This is a genomic window from Arthrobacter sp. 01T419 (assembly GCF_056398865.1).
The window spans coordinates 380,746-400,181 of sequence record NZ_JBFTQF010000001.1; the positions used below are offsets into that span (position 1 = coordinate 380,746).

At 62.6% G+C, this 19,436-nt stretch carries 18 protein-coding genes; 4 read left to right on the plus strand and 14 right to left on the minus strand.

All coding sequences use genetic code 11. The features are described 5' to 3' along the window. The 3 genes from AC1DLO_RS01845 to AC1DLO_RS01855 are packed head-to-tail and all read right to left on the minus strand — an operon-like array spanning nucleotide 1 to nucleotide 3,878. A complete protein-coding gene (locus tag AC1DLO_RS01845) occupies nucleotides 1–1,104 on the minus strand; it encodes an NADH:flavin oxidoreductase/NADH oxidase (RefSeq protein WP_476914386.1) in 1,104 nt (367 codons plus the stop codon). Continuing rightward, nucleotides 1,104–2,060, minus strand: coding sequence for a co-chaperone YbbN (locus AC1DLO_RS01850; protein ID WP_476888596.1), 957 nt, complete (start codon nucleotides 2,058–2,060; stop codon nucleotides 1,104–1,106). Before AC1DLO_RS01850 ends, AC1DLO_RS01845 begins: the two co-directional genes overlap by 1 nt. Nucleotides 2,061–2,096: 36 nt before the next feature. Next, nucleotides 2,097–3,878, minus strand: a complete 1,782-nt coding sequence (locus AC1DLO_RS01855; protein ID WP_476888597.1) for a DUF8094 domain-containing protein — start codon at nucleotides 3,876–3,878, stop codon at nucleotides 2,097–2,099. 299 nt (nucleotides 3,879–4,177) lie between these two features. On the opposite strand from AC1DLO_RS01855, the gene AC1DLO_RS01860 reads away from it, so the two are divergent. After that, on the plus strand, nucleotides 4,178–5,368 hold the full coding sequence (locus AC1DLO_RS01860; RefSeq protein ID WP_476888766.1) for an AI-2E family transporter: 1,191 nt from the start codon (nucleotides 4,178–4,180) through the stop codon (nucleotides 5,366–5,368). 49 nt (nucleotides 5,369–5,417) lie between these two features. On the opposite strand, the gene AC1DLO_RS01865 is transcribed toward AC1DLO_RS01860, so the two are convergent. Both AC1DLO_RS01865 and AC1DLO_RS01870 read right to left on the minus strand, forming a co-directional pair. Then, a complete protein-coding gene (locus AC1DLO_RS01865; RefSeq protein WP_184737154.1) occupies nucleotides 5,418–6,212 on the minus strand; it encodes an alpha/beta hydrolase in 795 nt (264 codons plus the stop codon). Between the two features lie 18 nt (nucleotides 6,213–6,230). Continuing rightward, the gene (locus tag AC1DLO_RS01870) at nucleotides 6,231–6,563 is read right to left on the minus strand and encodes an ATP/GTP-binding protein (RefSeq protein WP_184737153.1); all 333 of its coding nucleotides are present in this window, start codon (nucleotides 6,561–6,563) and stop codon (nucleotides 6,231–6,233) included. 57 nt (nucleotides 6,564–6,620) lie between these two features. Between AC1DLO_RS01870 and nucS the strand changes: the two genes are divergently transcribed. The 3 genes from nucS to AC1DLO_RS01885 all read left to right on the plus strand — a co-directional run bounded on the left by nucS (nucleotide 6,621) and on the right by AC1DLO_RS01885 (nucleotide 9,145). Beyond that, nucleotides 6,621–7,316, plus strand: a complete 696-nt coding sequence (gene nucS / locus AC1DLO_RS01875) for an endonuclease NucS (RefSeq protein WP_184737151.1) — start codon at nucleotides 6,621–6,623, stop codon at nucleotides 7,314–7,316. Between the two features lie 74 nt (nucleotides 7,317–7,390). After that, nucleotides 7,391–8,638, plus strand: a complete 1,248-nt coding sequence (nagA, locus tag AC1DLO_RS01880) for an N-acetylglucosamine-6-phosphate deacetylase (protein ID WP_184737149.1) — start codon at nucleotides 7,391–7,393, stop codon at nucleotides 8,636–8,638. Between the two features lie 303 nt (nucleotides 8,639–8,941). Beyond that, on the plus strand, nucleotides 8,942–9,145 hold the full coding sequence (locus tag AC1DLO_RS01885) for a cold-shock protein (RefSeq protein WP_028264741.1): 204 nt from the start codon (nucleotides 8,942–8,944) through the stop codon (nucleotides 9,143–9,145). Nucleotides 9,146–9,218: 73 nt separating this feature from the next. On the opposite strand, the gene AC1DLO_RS01890 is transcribed toward AC1DLO_RS01885, so the two are convergent. The 9 genes from AC1DLO_RS01890 to AC1DLO_RS01930 all read right to left on the minus strand — a co-directional run bounded on the left by AC1DLO_RS01890 (nucleotide 9,219) and on the right by AC1DLO_RS01930 (nucleotide 19,416). Further along, on the minus strand, nucleotides 9,219–11,687 hold the full coding sequence (locus AC1DLO_RS01890; protein ID WP_476888767.1) for a bifunctional lysylphosphatidylglycerol flippase/synthetase MprF: 2,469 nt from the start codon (nucleotides 11,685–11,687) through the stop codon (nucleotides 9,219–9,221). A 92-nt stretch (nucleotides 11,688–11,779) separates the two neighbouring features. After that, nucleotides 11,780–13,033, minus strand: a complete 1,254-nt coding sequence (locus AC1DLO_RS01895; RefSeq protein WP_476888598.1) for an alpha/beta hydrolase — start codon at nucleotides 13,031–13,033, stop codon at nucleotides 11,780–11,782. 23 nt (nucleotides 13,034–13,056) lie between these two features. Beyond that, nucleotides 13,057–13,488, minus strand: a complete 432-nt coding sequence (locus tag AC1DLO_RS01900; RefSeq protein WP_184737145.1) for a DUF2550 domain-containing protein — start codon at nucleotides 13,486–13,488, stop codon at nucleotides 13,057–13,059. Nucleotides 13,489–13,498: 10 nt separating this feature from the next. Beyond that, nucleotides 13,499–13,783 carry a F0F1 ATP synthase subunit epsilon gene (locus AC1DLO_RS01905; protein WP_184737143.1) on the minus strand — a complete coding sequence of 95 codons (285 nt, stop codon included), beginning with the start codon at nucleotides 13,781–13,783 and terminating at the stop codon, nucleotides 13,499–13,501. Between the two features lies 1 nt (nucleotide 13,784). Next, nucleotides 13,785–15,239: a F0F1 ATP synthase subunit beta gene (atpD, locus tag AC1DLO_RS01910; protein ID WP_184737141.1), complete on the minus strand. Its 1,455-nt coding sequence runs from the start codon at nucleotides 15,237–15,239 to the stop codon at nucleotides 13,785–13,787. Between the two features lie 86 nt (nucleotides 15,240–15,325). Beyond that, complete coding sequence (locus AC1DLO_RS01915; protein WP_184737139.1) at nucleotides 15,326–16,213, minus strand: F0F1 ATP synthase subunit gamma; 888 nt, start codon at nucleotides 16,211–16,213, stop codon at nucleotides 15,326–15,328. Nucleotides 16,214–16,307: 94 nt separating this feature from the next. Further along, the gene (atpA, locus tag AC1DLO_RS01920) at nucleotides 16,308–17,945 is read right to left on the minus strand and encodes a F0F1 ATP synthase subunit alpha (protein WP_184737450.1); all 1,638 of its coding nucleotides are present in this window, start codon (nucleotides 17,943–17,945) and stop codon (nucleotides 16,308–16,310) included. An 83-nt stretch (nucleotides 17,946–18,028) separates the two neighbouring features. Then, nucleotides 18,029–18,856, minus strand: a complete 828-nt coding sequence (locus tag AC1DLO_RS01925) for a F0F1 ATP synthase subunit delta (protein ID WP_476888599.1) — start codon at nucleotides 18,854–18,856, stop codon at nucleotides 18,029–18,031. Beyond that, complete coding sequence (locus tag AC1DLO_RS01930; RefSeq protein ID WP_184737134.1) at nucleotides 18,856–19,416, minus strand: F0F1 ATP synthase subunit B; 561 nt, start codon at nucleotides 19,414–19,416, stop codon at nucleotides 18,856–18,858. The genes AC1DLO_RS01925 and AC1DLO_RS01930 overlap by 1 nt, the downstream gene beginning before the upstream one ends. Nucleotides 19,417–19,436: the final 20 nt, after the last annotated feature.

The following is a 19,436-nucleotide window of genomic DNA, read 5'->3' on the forward strand; positions in this document are numbered from 1 at the left end:
TCAGAAGCTGTGGCGTGGAACCGCGCGCTGGTACTGCGGCGCCCATTCCAAGGGGAATCCGAGTTCAAAAGCTGCGCGAAGCCACCAGTGCGGATCGCGGAGGGCAGCGCGGGCCATGAAGACGCCGTCTGCTTGGCCGGTAGCCACTGTGTGTTCGGCCTGTCCAGGGGAGGTCAGGAAGCCGACAGCCCCAGTAGGGACTCCTGCCTCGCGCCGGATCTGCTCAGAGAATCCCGTCTGATAGCCAGGGCCGGCCTTGATCCGCTGGTGGGCCACGGCGCCACCGCTGGAGACGTCCACCAAGTCCACACCGTGCTCGGACGCCTCCCGCGCGAGCCGCACGGAGGCTTCAATGTCCACGCCGCCCTCGGCCCAATCGCTCGCGGAGATCCGCAACAACAATGGCATGGAGTCGGGGATGGCTGCACGGACGGCATCGACAACCGCGAGAGTCAGGCGATTCCGGCCCGCCTCACTGCCTCCCCAGGAATCATCGCGTTTGTTGATCAAGGGGCTTTGGAACTCATGCAGGAGGTAGCCGTGCGCGCCGTGGATCTCGACCGTGTCAAAACCCGCGTCCACGGCCCGTGAGGCTGCTGCCGCGAAATCGGAAATCACTTCCTGGATGTCCGTCTCGCCCATGGCAGCAGGGGCGGCAAGCCCGGCAAATGGTTCAGACCCGGGACCCCGGGCCAGCCACCCGCCGTCGGCTTCCGCTACGGATCCGTGTTGTTCGGCAAACGGCCAGTAGGTCGAAGCCTTGCGCCCGGCGTGTGCCAGCTGGGCGCCGATCTTGCCGCCTATAGCGCTATTGCGGTGGACGAAGTCCACGATCCGCTCCCAAGCGCCCGCCTGCCCATCCGTATACAGCCCGGCGTCCCGCGGGCTGATCCGTCCCTCGGGACTGACGGCTGCCGCCTCGGTGAGGATGAGGGCCGCGCCTCCAGTGGCAAACGCTCCAAGGTGTACAAGGTGCCAGTCGTTCGGCACGCCGCCGTCGCCGTCGGGCGAGCAGCTGTACTGGCACATCGGCGACACCCAGCCTCGATGCGGCAAGGTCAGGGAGCGTAACTGAAGCGGGCTGAACAGAGCCGGCTGCGTCATCAGAAAAGGACCCGCGCGAGACCTTGCCGGGCCTTGGCCACACGTTCGTCCGAAATGCCGACAACGTTGAACAGTTCCAGCAACCGTACGCGCGCCGTTTCGCGCTCGGGCCCGAAGTTGCGGCCGATGAAAGCGATGATGCGGTTGAACGCGTCCTCGATATGGCCGCCGGAGATGTCCAGGTCCGCCACGCTGAGCTGCACTTCGATGTTGTCCGGTTCTTCCGCTGCCCGATGGCGCAGGGCATCGGCTTCCGCTGCGGTCAAAGACTCGAGCCGGCCCATCAGTTCCACCTGCGCAAGTCCGGCCTTAGCTTCCGCGTCAGCCGGCTTCTCGGCAAGCGCTTGGCGGTAAGCGACCGCGGCGGCGGCGTAGTCCCCGGCCTCAATGGCGTCGAAGGCCGCTTGGTGCAAGGGCGGCAACGGCGGGGCTTCCGCATCAGGAGCGCCTGCACCGATGCTGCCTGTCACTCCGTTGGCTTCTGCCACCTTGAGGAGTTCGTCGATGAGGGTGCGGATTTCCTGGTCCGACGCCGGCCCTTCGAAGAGCGGCACCGGCTGGCCCTTCAACACTGCGACGGCGGTGGGGATGGCTTGGACCTGGAATGCCTGGGCAAGCTGCGGGAACGCGTCAACGTCCGCGGCGGCCAGCACCACTTTGCCCGCGTAGCTTTCGACAACCCCCTCGAGGATCTGCAACAGGCTCGAGGATTCCAGGGAGCGGTTGGACCACAAGAGAAAAAGGACGGGAATCTGCGCGGACAGCTGAACGAGGTCCTGGAAATTGGCCTCGGTGGCGTCTACCCGCAGCGGCTGGCTGCTTCCGCCGGGGGCAGCCGGAACACCGCTCGATGCCGACGGCGCTGGGCGCCGCAACGCAGAGAGGTCGACGGCGCCGCGAAGGTTGAGCTGGCTGGCAGCGGCTGGAGAGACGGGACGGGATCCTGGCGAACTCATACCGTCCACTCTAGCCGCTGCGCCAACAGCATTTTCCTACTTGAAGCTGGCTCCCACCAGACCGCGAACGGCGGCAACGAGCTTCATCGGAGCAGTCGAACCGGCTGGCGGAATATAGACGGCTACTGACTCCGCGAAGGTCTGGACAAGGCCCACTTTCGTCGAATCCCCGCCGGCGAGCACGGCAGCAGCTTTGTCCACCGTCAACGTGTCTCCATCCGCCTTGGGCTTGCTGGTGAAATCAAAGTCCAGCTTTCCGACAACCACAGCACCGCCGTCGGACGTCCGGAACACCGCCGTGTCCGCCGGAGTGGGAGTGTGGGTGAAGGTGAAGGTTCCATTGGCGCCGGACTTCACGGTGCTGGCCTGGTAGTCCAGGACGTCCGCAATGTAAGGCGAATTGGTTCCCTCGACCAACTTGTCCTTAAACGTGGAGTCCGCCTTGGTCAAACGATCGCCCAGGGCAGCCAGCGCCTCCGTCCCGCTGTACTGCAGCCCTGACTTGTCCCCGGCCGCCAGTTGTTGGGTTCCGCCCAAGGGAATCGCTGGGAAGGACGTTCCAGGCTGAAGCGGGGAGGCGCTCTTCAGCTTGTAGTTTTCGCGTGGTGAAGCCTGCACAAGAGTCAGGACCTGGGGAACTACGTTGCCATCGCCCTGCGTCACCGCGATTACCGTGCGCGGCCATGTGCGCTGGTTGGTAATGACGCTGCCGAGCAACTTGCTGGACCGGACGGGCATCCGCGCCTCGTGCGTTGCAACCTGGGACCGGATCTTGTAGTTCTGGGTCCGAACCTGCAGCTCCGCGCCGTCAACCCGGGGAGCGAGCTTGGCGGCATCACGTGCGGCGTCTCCGGCGGCAACGGCGCTGGCGACCTGTTCCAGGATCCGCTTGAGTTGCGTGTCCACCAGGACAGGCACGGCGGGGGCTCCCGAGATCCCTGACGGGCTCGCCGTCGGGGATCCTGAGGGAGAAGGAGTCTCGCTCGCCTGGGCACCTGCGGCAGTGCCACCAACGAGGGCTGCCGCCACAGCCGCAGCCACCACCGAGACACGGAGCGCAGGACCGCTGCCCGTGCTCTTCTTGGTGTCGCCAGCAATGTCCTCGTCCGTGGCGCCCTGGTCCGTGGTGCCCTTATCGGCTTCCGTGTTCTCGTCAGCGTTCTCGCCGCCCGAGGGATCGCTTGGGCCAACGCCCTTGCCCCGGCCTCTGGTGAACTTGTTGACGAACGGCAGCGCCGCACCCGCGACGAGGAGGATCGCGCCAATGACGATGAGCGGGACGGCCCACGGCATCGTCGCATCGTTCGGGAACGTCACGGAGACCGACGACGGCGCCGGCTTGGTTCCGTCGCTCGCCAGGAGGAGCGACCAGTTACCACTGGCAGGCGGCGTAAAGGTGTAGTCCAGCTGGCCATTGGCGTTTTCCGTTTCCGCCCACAGGTCCGATCCGGCCGGAGACGGAGCGGTCGCTTCGCCGTCGGTGCCGGCAACCTGGAGGGACTTGCCGTCCTCGGACACACCGGTGACGCTGTTATGCGCGGTCTTGCCCACCCAGGCATCGACGTCATCCGGACGGCCAACAGCCAGGACAAAGTTGCCATCGCCCTTGATGCTGATCTTCGTGGGACCCCCCTTGTGGGCCAGCACGTTTTGGTTGATCACCGTCAGCGGAGCGGCTTTGGCGTCGCCAGGGGCGGACGCGGTCACGGTCTCGGCCGGAGCCCAAAAGGTCAGCTGGCCAATGCCGGCCAACAGTGTCAGCAGGCCAAGCAGCACCAGCGAAACTGCAGTCTTCAATCGCACAGGAATACCAATCATCAGCGGTCGTTGAACTTCAAGGGTAACGGTTTTGTTACCGAAGAGTCAGTTCGGAGTCCTGCCCTAGAGGCCCACCGCGCACCCCTTTGCCCCTAGAATCCGCCAATTCCTGCCTGCTGATAGTGTGGCGAACAACATCACATCGGGCACCTCCGGAGCCTGAACGCGGAACGAAAAGGCAGCTGAAACACGTGAAAGAGCGCAAGGATCCGACTCCCGCCGAACAACAGCCCGGGACCACCCCGGATGGTTTGGCTACCGGGTCCGCCCAGGATGGCAAGGATCACGGCGAGGGGCTGATGGCTTCCTTCGTCCGCAGGCTCCGCCAGCCCATTCCGGGCGCACAGCCGCGGGTCCGTTTCGAGATGCCGCCCGAGCTTGAGCACGATGGAACAGCCGAGGCCGATCTGGATGAATCCGGCGGTCCACGCTTCGGCTCTCCCGGCCCGCGGATGTCCGCGCAGCATCCGCTTTATCTCGGATTCATGGGCACGGCCGGCGTCGGCGTCGCGCTCTTGTTGTTCTACATCGGCACAAATACCGCCCAGCTTTTGCTATGGATCGTGACCGCCTTATTCATCGCGCTGGGCTTGGATCCCGTGGTTCGCTGGCTTGAGGGCCGAAAGATTCCGCGCCCGGCCGGCGTCGTCATCGCAGTCGGAGCTGTTGTTGCCGGAGTGGCAGCGTTCTTTGGAACCCTTATCCCCACGATCGTGGAGCAGGTCTCGCAGATCGTGCGGCAGGCTCCGGACTGGATCCGGGGCTTCGTGGATTCCGATTTCTTCAGGTCCCTGGACAGCCAGTTCGGCGTCCGTGACAGGATCAGCCAGGAGCTGGACAAATTCGTCAAGAACCCTGACGCCATGGGCGGAATCTTCGGCGGCGTGGTCGGCTTCGGTTCCACGGTGGCCAATGGCGTGTTCGGGACGCTCATCGTCCTGGTCCTCAGCCTTTACTTCCTCGGTGCGCTGCCCGCCATGAAAAGGTGGGGTTACAGGCTCGCCCCCCGGTCGCGCCGGCCGCGCGTGGAGGCCCTGTCAGAGGAAATCACACGTTCAGTAGGCAACTACGTGATCGGCCAGGTTTGTGTGGCCTTGCTGAACGCATTGTTCGCCTTCATCGTCATGAGTATCCTCGGCATTCCGTTCAGCGTCCTTCTGGCTTTCGTGGTTGCCCTGCTTGCGTTCATACCGCTGGTAGGAGGAATGATCGCGGCCGTAGTGGTCATCCTGGTGGCCTTGACCGCCGGCTGGCAAACGGCCGTGATCTACGCCATCTGCTACTTCGCCTATCTGCAATTCGAGGCCTACTTCATCTCCCCACGCATCATGCAGAAGGCCGTCGCTGTTCCCGGCGCAGTCGCCGTGATCTCGGTGATTGCGGGCGGCAGCCTGCTGGGCGTCCTCGGCGCCTTGATCGCCATCCCGACGGCGGCAGCCATCATGCTGCTGATCAAGGAAGTCTTCATCGTTCGCCAGGACCGCCACTAGGCCTGGCAGTCGCCAAAGGACCGACCGCTGCTCAGGCAGCAGCCGCCGGTCACGCGGTAGCCACCGGACCTGTCCATTCGCGGGGCAGGCCGCCGGGTCCCGCACCAGCGTCGGTCACGTCATCGACGATCTCGTCCAGAACCCGGGCCGCGTACTTCTCCCCCACCCATAGGTGCTTGGCGCCGTCGATCCCCAGGACACGGGCCTGTGGCACCAGGCTGAACCGCTCAGCGGCCTCAGCGGGCTGAAGATAGTCATCGTGTTCCGGAACCAGGACAGTCAGCGGCTTTCCCGAGGCAGCCCATTCTTTCAGGTGCACGTCCGTGGCCCGGTGCAGCGGCGGTGACAGCAGGACAGCTCCTTCCACTTGGGAAGCCACAGGTTCAACTGCCCCGTACATCAAGGCCAGCTCCGTACCAAAGGACCAGCCGACCAACCAGCGGTTCGGAAGCCCGCGTTCCACCGCGAAGCGAACGGCGGCTTCGACGTCGTACCGTTCGCCGATTCCCTCATCGAACTTCCCCTGGCTGGTACCCCGTGGCGAATGCGTTCCCCGTGTATTGAAGCGCAAAACCGCGACGCCGGCCAGGGCCGGTAGCCGATAGGACGCTTTGCGGTAGACGTGCGAATCCATGAATCCGCCGTGCGTTGGCAAGGGGTGCAGGGTAATCAGCGTTGCCGAGATCTCCCCGGATTCCGGCAACGCCAGTTCTCCCACGAGCAACTTGCCGTCCTCGGTGAGGAACTCCACGTTCTCGCGGCGCGCCGGCAGAACCGTGGAGGCCCGGATATCCGTGGCAGACTCCGGCTGGCTGAAAACGAAGGAGGCAGGATCGAAACTCATGCTTTCAAGCTTAAGTGCTCAGCGGTACCTGTACGTCCGGCCTGTCCAGCAGTTGTTGTGCCAGTGGCGGCGTTCGGCCAATCCTGCGGCTTCGCCGAAAAGGTGCGTCTCGGACCACACCACCAAGTGCGCGACGCCTGGCGTGATGGCCATCGAACAACCGGGGCAAATATACGTCTTCTCGGCATTCCGCGCGGTCATGGTCCGGACCATCCAGTCGCCGTCGGGGGCGCTTTCCCTGCGGGCGATCCCCGAACGGGCGCGTTCCAGATCCAGTTCCGGCGACTCGCCTGTCCGTTTCCAGCTTGCCTTGGCTGATTCGGTGCGTCGGGGGCGGTTGGAGCGGGGCATGACTCCATTCTGCACCAGTCGCTGAATGCAAGCGGCAGAGGAAGTAAAGTGGAGCGGGTGCGACTCGTCATAGCCCGTTGTTCCGTTGATTACGTTGGCCGCCTCAAGGCCCACCTCCCGCTTGCCACCCGGCTTTTGCTCGTCAAATCCGATGGTTCCGTGCTGGTCCACTCCGACGGCGGTTCCTACAAGCCGCTGAACTGGATGAGCCCGCCCGCTACTCTGCGGGTGACGACGCCGGAGGAGACTGAGGTCGAAGAAGGCGTGGTGGAGCAGTGGACCGTGCAATCGGCCAAGACCGATGACCGGCTCATCATCAACATCTACGAGCAAATCCATGACACGTCCCACGACCTCGGAACGGACCCCGGGCTCATCAAGGACGGCGTCGAGGCTGACCTGCAGCGACTGCTTGCTGAGCAAATCGAAACCCTCGGGGCCGGCTATTCGCTCATCCGCCGTGAGTATTTCACCGCCATCGGTCCGGTCGACATCCTCGCCAGGGACAGCGACGGCGGGACAGTCGCCGTCGAACTCAAGCGGCGCGGCGACATCGACGGCGTCGAGCAGCTCACGCGCTACCTTGAGCTGCTCAACCGCGATCCCTTGCTGGCACCCGTACGGGGCATCTTTGCGGCCCAGCAGATCAAGCCGCAGGCGAAGGTCCTTGCCAACGACCGCGGAATAGACTGCGTCACCTTGGACTATGACGCCATGCGCGGCGTAGATGACAGCGAGTCGCGCTTGTTCTAGGCGTTCCGGTTGGTCCGGCCTTCATCCCGATTCAAACCGGGTCAGCGGCAACCAGGGGCAACTAGAATCAAAGCATGACTGTCCCAGACCGGCCTGCATCTTTTTCTGCGCCTGTGCGCCACCTGATTACCGGAACGATCGTCAGTGACGGTGTGGTGATCGAAGACGGCCTGGTGGCGGTGGAAGATGATCGCATTGCCTTTGCTGGGCCGGCCGCTGAGTTCCACGAAGCATCATTTGAAGGCTTCGAGGAAACGCCGCGCACGGATTTCCCCAAAGAACGTTACATCGTTCCCGGTTTCGTGGATGTGCATTGCCACGGCGGCAACGGTGGCGACTTCCCGGGGGCCGACGAATCCTCCGCGCGCAAGGCCATCGATTTCCTGCACCGGTCCGGGACCACAACCTTACTCGCCAGCATGGTCACGGCGCCGCGGGAGGACCTTCTCCGTGGCATCGAGCTCTACGTCCGTTTGGCCGATGAAGGACTCGTGGCGGGAATCCACTTGGAGGGGCCTTTCCTCTCCCATGCCCGCTGCGGCGCGCAGAATCCCGCTTACTTGCTTGAACCGGACCTGGATCTCATGAACGAGCTGGTTGAAGCGGCTGCAGGCAAGCTTGCCACGATGACTTATGCCCCCGAGCTTCCCGGAGCCGCAGCGCTCGTGGACCTGATGACGTTCCACGGAGTAACGCCGTCGCTCGGCCATACCGATTGCGACGACGCGACGGCCGCCGCCTCCCTCATTGCGGCAAGGGAGGGCCTGGAATCCGCTGGTTTCGACGGCGTCAGCTCTTTGCCAACCGTTACCCACCTGTTCAACGGCATGCCACCCATGCACCACCGCTCCCCCGGGCCGGTTGCCGCTTGCCTGCGCACGGCCCAGGAAGGCAAGGCCGTGGTGGAACTGATCGCCGACGGCACCCACCTCGATCCAAGCACCGTGGCAACCGTTTTTCAGCTGGTAGGTGCCGCGAACGTTGTCCTGGTGACCGACTCGATGGCAGCAGCCGGGCTCTCCGACGGGAACTACATGCTGGGCCCCTCGCCAGTGACCGTGACGGACGGCGTGGCCACTTTGGATGCCACCGGTTCGATTGCCGGCGGCACTGCCACCATGCTCGACGTCGTCCGGCGCACTGTTGCTGCCGGCGTCGGGCTCGCCGATGCTGTTTCATCGGCGACGGCGGTTCCCGCCGCGGTTTTGGGGCTCTCCGATGAACTTGGCGGCCTTCGCAGGGGTCTGCGGGCCGATCTGGTGGTCGTGGACAAGGAACTGCAACTTGCGGGTGTATTGCGCAATGGGGATTGGCTGGCCTAGGCCGAATTCGCGGACGGCCAATGGCAGCGCCAATGGCGGGTGCGCTTTCTTCCGTTACCTTCTTTTTACTTAAAATTTGTCGGAATTCCTGAACAGACCGTTGACCTCCAGTATCCGCCATGAAAGTGTTGTAGCAGTCTTTGTGTAGGTGTGATTCATGCTCGCAAGACGTGTTGCGAGCGTGAAGCTCCTGCGAAGCCAACCAAGCCTGGCTTGGGCGGAGAACCAGGTCTTCTCGCGGAGTAACCAAGGCCGGCACGCGGTGTGCCGGACTTAAAGTTCCACAATGAGGAGAAACAAAAAATGGCACTGGGCACCGTCAAGTGGTTCAACGCTGAAAAGGGCTTCGGCTTCATTACCCCGGACGACGCAGAAGGCGACGTCTTTGTCCACTACTCCGAGATCCAGACCGGCGGCTTCCGCACCCTCGACGAGAACCAGCGTGTTCAGTTCGAGATCGGTCAGGGCGCGAAGGGCCCGCAGGCCACCGGCGTCACCGCCGTCTAGTTTGACTGATTGATTCTGCCTGGCAGGTTCAAGGAAGGGGTTCCGCACAGGATGCGGAACCCCTTTTTCCTTTTCAGGCAACGAGCGTGCGGAGAAGCCTGGCGGTTTGCCGAACGGACAGCCCTGGCAAATATGCCCGGCTGAGCGCAGCGCCGATCGCGGGAATCTCCAAGCTGTCCTGATAGTACATATACAGGTTCCTATACTCCGGCTGGAACCTCGATTTGAAGCGGGCCAACGAGCGGAATCCGTAAACAGGTTCCAAGGTCCTGCCAACAAGGTCAAGAATCCCTGCCATTCCGGCATCCCCGGTGGAAAATTCCCCTGTCTCCCCAGCCAAGGGTGAACCCGACAGGGAAATGACTTCCACTCCCTGGCGCAACTCCTGCACCGCTGAGGCAATCATGAATTCCATGATGCCTGGGAATGCATCACCCCGCCGGCGCATGAAGTCCAATGTCCAGCTAATCACCCGGCCCTCACGAAACACGGGCAGCCAACTGGTCACCCCGTAGACAAACCCTTTGCTGTCGACAGCTATGCAACAAAGCACTTCGTCGTCCATCAGTTCGTCGAGGGAACCCAGGGTAAAGCCCATTTCAGGTACCTTTTTCCTGGCGGCCCATTCTTCCGACACCTCGCCAAGCTGGGAACGGATGTGCTGGGAGAACTCGGAATAGCGTCCCCACCGGGCTTCAACACCGGCCTTGAGCGCCCGGTTCTTGGCCGTGCGGACGTTTTGCCACGCTTTGCCGGTGAACTCAAGATCACGGATGGAGAGCCGGGTTTCCTGGGCAACGGCAATGCGGCGAAACCCCGTGGATTGCAACATCGGCCACAATGCCTCGGTACAGGAGTAGAGGCACGGCACCAAGGCGTGGTCCGCGCAGTAGTCAAGAAAGCCTTCGGTCGCTGCCCGGGCCTGTTCGGGAACGCCGAACGGACCGGCAAGGGTCAGTGCGACGTTTCCGTGCTGCTGGTAGGCAATGCCAGCGTCCATCCCCGGAGTGAACCAGAACTTGTTCGGCTCCCATAGCGACATCCAGGCGAGTGACTCTCCGCCCCGCTTGACCAAATCCCTTGCCGCTAGACGGGCCGGATCGTCTCCGCCTGGACCGTGTTGCCGTTTGAGAAGCAGTGTCCATACAGCGGCGAGTGCCACAAGCCAGAAAATAATCCCGGACCAGGCGAACAATATTGACTCTGCGGCGCTGCGCTCGGCGAACACGCGTCCGAAAGCCGTGGGTATCGGCAGCGGGAGATACTGCCGGGCGAGTTCGGCAATGAGCCCCAGGATGCCGCCGTCGTGCGCCATACCGCCCGAGCCGAGCCAGGCCCCTGTGTAGGCACTCGCCAATACCAGCAACGTTCCGCCAACCAGCCACGCCATCTTACGGCGAAGAGGCGCCCTCGATCCCACGACAAAGTTGCCCCTGAACAGGAAAAGCAGAACTGCCAGGATGAGCGGAACCAGCGCGAGAGTCAGGATATGGAACACTGCGGACCCAAGAACCACAGTGCGGCCCCGTCCTGGAAAATGCGGAATGCTGGCAAACAAAACCAGATAGGCCAAGGACAGCGCCACCACCCCAAGCTGCACTCCGATGGCGATCTTCAGGGCCAAGCGCCTTCCTTGGCGCATGCCCACCGCACAAATGAGGAGAAGCAGTGCGGGTACGACGGCAAGAGCCACGCCGGCTGGCCCGGGATAGCCCTGCCGCCCAAGCTCCAGGCACGTGATGTCCACGGTGCCGCCACAGTTCGCCTGCAACTGCGTGAGTGTCGGAACGGGGTTCAGGACCATTTCCCTGAGCAATGCCAACGGCCCTGCCGGGCTCCGCACGGCGCCTGCCACGAGGGGCCCGACGCCGAAAATCGCCACCATGAGCGACAACAAGTTTCGCGTCTCGCGCCTGGTCGCCCGATGGCTCGGTTGAATTCCTTGGTCGAGTTGGAGCCAGAACCCGGCTCCGAGGCCTAGCAGCGCACCAGTCAGCGCCATGACAGCAGAAGGGTCGCCAACGTACAGGACCAAGAGAAGTGCCAACGACACAACCGTTGCCCTCAACCGCCGACGCCACAAAGTGGGTAGAAGCCCGCTCGCGGCCATCGAGACGAAGAGGGTAGCCGGAACGGGACCCGAAGTCCTGGCATCCATCATCCGTCCCAGCCAACCGTCGTCCGCGTAGGCCGCAAGCTGGACCACCAACAGAAAAGCAGTGACCGTGGCAAACTGGCCGCCAAGGAAGCCTGCTGCCGTTCGGAACCATCCCAGTTTGCGCTCTGAAGAGCCCAGCAACACGACGAGCAGCAACGAACTCGCGACGTAGTCGAAGGGGTTGGCGGCAAAGAACATCGATGTCCAGATGGACCACCAGTCCCCGGACTTCAATCCGCCACCGCTCACGCTGGTCAGGTGACGCAACACATCTGGGCTGGATGCGATGTCCGGGTCGAAGATGGCCGGAGTGAGCAGATAGAGCGCTAGCACCCCCACAGTGAACGGGATCGCGCCAATATGGACAGCCACGTTTGCAACCATGGCCCGGACGAGCGCTGCCACCACCTTCCGCGCTGGCTTGGAGTCCTCGTGCGCAGCCGCTTGGTCCTTGGACAATTGAGCTTCCTGGGTGCTCACGGTGTGATCCCCCATCGAGGAGCCAGGAAATCCAGGGCAGAAGGAAACTCTTGCACGGCCACGGCCCACGAATGACCGGCGCCGGCAACTGAAGCCTGCCTGATGTCGAACCCTGAACCGCGGGCTGCCGCCGCAAGCTCGGTGGCGAAATGGCTGAATTCGCTATCAGCGCTACCGACCGCGATGAAGGCCGCATGCCCGGCGTAGTTTTGTTTTTTCATCAAGATCAGCGGTGTCAGGGCATCGAAAGCGGCAGAGTCTCCGCCGAATGCGGTCTGGATGGTCCGCTGGCGGTCCGGACCAAGCGAAGGCTCCCGCTCGCCCGAGAAGGCAATGAAGGAAGGATAGATTTCAGGATGCAGGGTAGTCATCTGCATGGCACACGTGGCACCGAAGGAAAACCCGCCGACTGCCCATTTCCTCGGATCCGCGGAGACCTCGAGAGTCGAGTTGATCCATCGCGGAACATCGATAGAGAGGTAAGTGTCGGCACGGGCGATCCGGCTATCCATGCAGATGGTGTTCGCGGTATCGGAGCCGTTGGGATCGACCACCACCACGACCGGCGCCACTCCACCGTGTTTTGCCGCGAAGGTATTCATGGTCGGTTCGAGCAGGCCGCCGGTCAGCCAGTCGGCGGGACGTCCGGGCTGGCCGGCAAACAGCACCAGCACTGGTAGTTGGGTGCGATCGGCGACCAGATAGGCAGGCGGCAGATAGATGAAAGCATCCTGTGCCTTGAAACCGGATTCGGTCCCCGGAATCGATGCCCGGCGGACTAATCCCCCACCGTGCGCCCACACTCTCAGGCTTCCGGAAGCACCCTTCTTGAACTCATCCCCAAGTTCCGGGATCCGCCCCACATTGTGGCCGAAGAGATCAGCAGCCGTGTGGTTGAGGCCGAAATAGCTGTTGATCTGAAGCGCAGAGAGCAGCAGGACAGCGACGAACGAGGCGGCAGCTGCACTCCTGCCACGCCACGAAGAGCGAGGGAGCCGGACTAGGAAGAGGGCCAGCGCTGAGAAAGCAACCACGGACCACGCGAGAACATCGAAGGGGAGGTCCTCAGGGAACACTGGGAGAACGTTGACGAGCATCCAGTGGATGAACGCCACAACTCCACTTGCCATCACGACAGCCACAACAATGGAGAGTACCCACCGCCAGCTTCGTCGAATGAGGAGGAACGCGCCCCCGGCGATTCCTGCGCCAAGGATGGTCCAAAAGAATGGACCATCAACAAGGCTCACTTTGTCGAAATAGTCCACGGTCCTCAGCGCCAGGTGCCGACGCCCACCACGGGGCCGGCTTCCAGCCAGGAAGACAACCCGGTGTAGGCATCAAATCTCATGGCGAGCATGAACGACTGGCCTTCATGCTGCAGCTCCACGACCACGACGTCGGGTTGTAGCCTCGTGAGTTCTTCCTCCGTTGGTTTCCGGCGGCCTAGGAGCTCCAAGGAGCTACGGCGGAAGCTGTGCCTCGGACGGAAGCTGAGGGAGAGCAAACGGAACCATTCGAGCTCCGAGTCCTGATAACGACAAACCCCCATCCGCCAGCTGTTTCCAGCCATGCAAATGGAGGCGTCAACCGTGCCCAGGGCGCGCCGCAAATTGAAGCGGCGCACCCCTACGAGGCACAGTGTAAAAATCAGCAACGCAAACGCCGTTGCCAGGGCGATGAACGGAATAGCAGAATCGTCCATCAAGGTCTTGCTATCGGATCCCCGCAGTAGCTGCTTCGCCCAGCTGGGCGTTGTCAGCGACGATCACCACGCGGTTGTTGTCGACGGAGAAGAACCCGCCGTCCACAACTACCGACAGGCGGTCTCCGGAAACCGGCTCGATGGCCAGCTCGCCCTCGGCCAGGATGGCGAGGAGCGGCGAGTGGCCCGGCAGGATCCCGATTTCACCATCGCTGGTGCGGGCCTTGACCATCTTGGCCGCACCGGACCACACAAAGTGGTCCGCTGCGACAATCTCAACCTCGAGCTCAGCCATACTACTTGGTCTGTTCCTGGATCTTGGCCCACTGGCGCTCGACGTCATCCAGGCCGCCGACGTTGAAGAACGCCTGCTCTGCGATGTGGTCCAGCTCGCCGTCGCAAATGGCCGTGAAGCCTTCCACAGTGTCCTTGATGGAGACGGTGGAGCCCTCGACGCCGGTGAACTGCTTGGCGGTGTAGGTGTTCTGGGACAGGAACTGCTGGATGCGGCGTGCGCGCGACACGACGATCTTGTCTTCTTCAGACAGTTCGTCAACGCCGAGGATGGCGATGATGTCCTGGAGTTCCTTGTTCTTCTGCAGGATCTGCTTCACACGGACAGCCGTGTTGTAGTGGTCCTTGCCGATGTACTGGGGGTCCAGGATGCGGGACGTCGACGTCAGCGGGTCAACAGCCGGGTACAGACCACGAGAGGCGATTTCACGGGAAAGTTCCGTGGTCGCGTCGAGGTGTGCGAAGGTGGTCGCCGGAGCCGGGTCGGTGTAGTCATCGGCGGGCACGTAGATTGCCTGCATCGACGTAATCGAGTGGCCCTTGGTCGAGGTGATGCGCTCCTGCAGGAGGCCCATCTCGTCGGCGAGGTTCGGCTGGTAACCAACGGCGGACGGCATGCGGCCGAGCAGCGTGGAAACCTCGGAACCGGCCTGGGTGAAGCGGAAGATGTTGTCGATGAAGAGCAGCACGTCCTGGTTCTGCACATCGCGGAAGTACTCCGCCATGGTGAGCGCAGAGAGTGCGACGCGCAGACGCGTTCCCGGCGGCTCATCCATCTGGCCGAACACAAGGGCGGTGTCCTTGAGGACGCCCGCCTCTTCCATTTCAACCCAAAGGTCGTTACCTTCACGGGTACGCTCGCCAACACCGGCGAATACCGAAGTACCACCGAAGTTACGGGCAACACGGGTGATCATTTCCTGGATCAGAACGGTCTTGCCAACACCGGCGCCACCGAACAGACCGATCTTTCCACCCTTGATGTACGGGGTGAGAAGGTCGATGACCTTGATGCCGGTCTCGAGCATCTCCGTGGAGCCCTCAAGGGACGCGAAGGCCGGAGCCTTGCGGTGGATCGGCCAGTAGGCGTCGGCCTTGATCTCCGACTCGTCGACGTCCAACGGCTTGCCGAGGACGTTGAAGATGTGTCCCTTGACGCCGTCGCCAACGGGCACGGAGATCGGGGCGCCGGTGTCCTGCACGGAGGTACCGCGGACGAGTCCGTCGGTGGCCTGCAGGGAGATGGCACGAACGAGGTTGTCACCCAGGTGCTGGGAAGTCTCGAACGTGATGGTCTTGGTCTCACCGTTGAGGGTTACCTCAGTGGTAAGCGCATGGTAGATCGACGGGATTGCGTCAGCCGGGAATTCGACGTCGACAACCGGGCCGATGACACGGGCAATGCGGCCGGTGGCGCCGGCCGTTGCAGCTGCGTGCTCGGTAGCGGTGGCAGTCATCTCTCTCACTTCACTCAGTAGATGGCGTGGGGTTAAGTTTATCTATTTGGTGCAGGTGTAGCTTGCGCCGAACCATGCACCGGCAACTACGCGCTCAGGGCGTCGGCGCCGGCCACGATTTCGGAAAGCTCCTGCGTGATCTCAGCCTGGCGGGCCGTGTTGCGCAGTCGCGTGTACTTCTTGATCAGTTCGGTCGCGTTGTCGCCTGCCGACTTCATGGCGCGCTGGCGGGCCGCGAGCTCGGAAGCCGCTGCCTGCAGCATCGCTGCGAAGATGCGGGATTCGATGTAACGCGGCAGCAGTGCGTCAAGCACCTGCTCCGATTCCGGTTCGAACTCGTACAGCGGCAGAAGCTCGGCCTCGCTGACTGTCTGCTCTTCAACTTCGAGCGGCAGCAAGCGAACAACTGTGGGTTCCTGCGTCACCATTGACTTGAAGCGGGTGTAAACGACATGGATCTCGTCGACACCACCCTCAGCGAAGTCGTTGGCGAACTCCTCAAGAAGAGCAGCACCGATTTCCCTGGCAGTCTCGAATTCCGGTGCGTCCGTTCCGCCGGTCCACACGCGGGAGTACGAACGGCTGCGGAAGTCGAAGTAAGCCTGGGCTTTACGGCCAACCAGGTAGGTCTTGACTTCCTTGCCCTCTGCGCGGAGAAGCTCGTTGAGTCCTTCAGCCTTCTTGAGCACGCTCGCGGAGTAAGAACCAGCCAGGCCACGGTCCGAGGTGATGACAAGGACGGCGGCACGGCGGATCTGCTCCGGCTCGGTGACGAGCGGGTGATCGATTTCGCTCTGGCTTGCGACAGCAGAAACAGCACGGGTAATCGCGTTTGCGTAGGGCGTCGAAGCTGCAACGCGGGCGCGGGCCTTACCGATGCGCGAGGTAGCGATCAGTTCCATCGCCTTGAAGATCTTGCGCATCGACGTCGTCGAGCTGATCTTCTGGCGGTAGACCCGGATCTGGGCTCCCATACATTTCCTTTCCTAAGATCCCGATGGATCAGCGGCTAAGGCTTTGGCGAAGGCCCCGGGCCTGCGTTCGTACGCAGGCCCGGGGACCAATGCTCTAGCGCTTCTGCTTGACGATCTTTTCCTGGTCGACTTCGCCGCCGGAGATCGCTTCGTGCTCTTCGTGTCCGGCACCGACCAAGCGGTCGTCGCCTTCGCCGAAGAAGCCCTTCTTGAAGGCAACGATGGCTGTCTTCAGCGCTTCAGCGGTGTCGTCGTCCAGGACGTTGGTCTGCGCCAGCGTGGTCAGGATGGAGGACTTGTGCTTGAGGTGCTCCAGGAACTCAGACTCGAATCGGCTGACATCCTCAACGGGGACATCGTCCAGGTAGCCCTTTGTACCGGCCCAGATGGACACAACCTGGTCCTCGACCGGGAACGGCGAGTATTGGCCCTGCTTGAGCAGTTCCATCAGGCGGGCACCACGGGTCAGCTGCTGGCGAGAAGCCGCGTCAAGGTCGGACGCAAACATCGCGAACGCCTGCATGTCGCGGTACTGTGCCAGGTCCAGCTTCAAGGTGCCGGAGACCTTCTTCATGGACTTGACCTGCGCCGAACCACCAACGCGGGACACGGACACACCGACGTCAACAGCGGGGCGCTGGTTGGCGTTGAAGAGGTCCGACTGGAGGAAGATCTGGCCATCGGTGATGGAGATGACGTTGGTCGGGATGTAGGCCGAGACGTCGTTTGCCTTGGTTTCGACGATCGGAAGACCGGTCATCGAGCCTGCACCCAGCTCGTCGGAGAGCTTGGCACAACGCTCCAGCAGACGGGAGTGCAAGTAGAAAACGTCACCCGGGTACGCTTCGCGTCCCGGCGGGCGGCGGAGCAGCAGGGAGACTGCACGGTAGGCTTCAGCCTGCTTCGACAGGTCATCGAAGATCACCAGTACGTGCTTACCGCCGTACATCCAGTGCTGGCCGATGGCCGAGCCCGCGTACGGAGCCAAGTACTTGAAGCCTGCCGGGTCGGATGCCGGGGAAGCCACGATCGTGGTGTACTCCAGCGCGCCGTGGTCTTCCAAGGTCTGGCGGACAGCGGCGATGGTGGAAGCCTTCTGGCCGACGCCGACGTAAACGCAACGGACCTGCTTGGTGACATCGCCCGAAGCCCAGTTGGCCTTCTGGTTGATGATGGTGTCCACGGCGATGGCGGTTTTGCCTGTCTGACGGTCACCGATGATCAGCTGACGCTGGCCACGGCCGATCGGAATCATGGCGTCGATAGCCTTGAGACCGGTCTGCATTGGCTCGTGGACCGACTTACGCTGGGTCACGCCCGGAGCCTGGAGTTCCAGTGCACGGGTGGTCTCGGCCTTGATCTCGCCGAGGTCATCGATCGGCTGGCCCAGCGGGTCAACTACGCGGCCCAAGAAGGCGTCGCCAACCGGGACGGACAGGATTTCACCGGTGCGGTGGACTTCCTGGCCTTCTTCGATACCGGTGAAGTCACCGAGGATGATGACGCCGATTTCGCGGACGTCGAGGTTCTGGGCCAAGCCCAGGGTGCCGTCTTCGAAGCGAAGCAACTCGTTCGCCATGACCGAGGGAAGGCCCTCAACACGGGCGATGCCGTCACTTGCGGCGGTCACGCGGCCGACCTCTACGCGTTCTGCGTTTCCGGGTTCGTAGGACGCCGCGAACTCGTTCAACGCATTACGGACGTCGTCGGCGTTGATGGTCAATTCGGCCATCTGCAGTCCCTGCTCTCCTGTTTTCGTGATCATCGTTGCTCACGATGACCGGTGTTTGTATCAGTTAAGTTGTGCTTGTCTGGCTAGCCAGCGAGCTGCCGGCGGAGCTCGGACAGGCGGGCTACAACGGAAGCGTCAAGCACTTCGTCTGCCACCTGGACCCGGATTCCACCGATCAGAGTCGGATCAACGCTGACGTTGACCTTCAACTCGCGGCCGTAGAGGGCATCAAGCCCGGCCTGCAGACGGCTGGCCTGCGCATCCGTCAACGGACGGGTGACGCGGACAGTTGCGATCCAGCGCTGCTGGCGCTTGGCTGCAAGCTTGGCGAAGTTGTCGATGAGCTTGCTCGGCTTGACGCCGCGCGGCTGCGACACGGCCTGGCCGATGAGAAGTTGGGCTTCCTGGCTTGCGCCAGGAACCAGCTTCTCCGCCAAGCTGATTTTGGCCGCAGCACTTGCCTGCGAATCTCCCAGAGCACGTTGTACCTCGTGGCTGGAAGCAACGGCCTGGTTGAAAGCAAAGAGATCGTTTTCCAGCTCTTCCAGCCCCGTAATTCCGGAGGCAGAAACGGCCGACTTGTTTTCAGCCACGGCAATGACCACCGTGGCGGCAAGAGTCTCGAGTGCATCGCCGATATCGCGTGCCGATGCCCAGCGGGAGCTGGCCAATCCGCTCGCGATTTCCGCAGCATCAGCGGAGACTTTCCCGCCAACCAGCTGCTTGACCAGCGCCGACTTTTCTTCTCCGCTGCGGGAAGGGTCAGTCAGGGCGCGGCGCAAGCCAGCCGAGCTGTCCACCGTTCCCAGGATTCCGAAGAGGTCCTTAGCCAACTGCAGCGAGGCAACCGGAAGCGTGGCTTCCAACTGCTCCAGCGCTTTGGTCAGCGATTCGCTCGATACACCTGCCATTACTTAGCTGCACCTGCGCTCTGAGTCTCCAGATCTGCCAGGAAACGGTCCACCACGCGGGCGGCACGCTCGTCATCGCTGAGCGATTCGCCAACGATGCGCTCGGCCAACGTCGTGGCCAAGGTGCCCACCTCGGAACGCAGGGAGACAACAGCTGCCTGACGCTCCGATTCGATCTGGGCGTGTGCCTGCTCGGTGATACGCGCCGACTCGGCTGCTGCCTTGGTCTTCAGCTCCGCAAGGATCTGGGCACCTTCGGCACGAGCTTCTTCGCGGATGCGGTTGGCCTCGGCGCGGGCGTCGTGGAGCTGCTGCTTGTACTCTTCAAGAGCTGCAGAAGCTTCAGCCTGAGCCTTTTCAGCCTTGGCAATGCCACCCTCAATCGCCTCTGCGCGCTCGGCAAAAGTCTTCTCGAACATCGGGACAACAAACTTGACCACGATGTAAAAGAGGACCGCGAAGCCAGCGAGGACGACGCCCATTTCCCAGGGGTTGGGAAGGAGCGGATTAGCCGACTCGGCGGCGCCTTGAGCGGCGGCTGAGATGATCTGCTGATTCATTTTTCACCCGTCCTTATCTA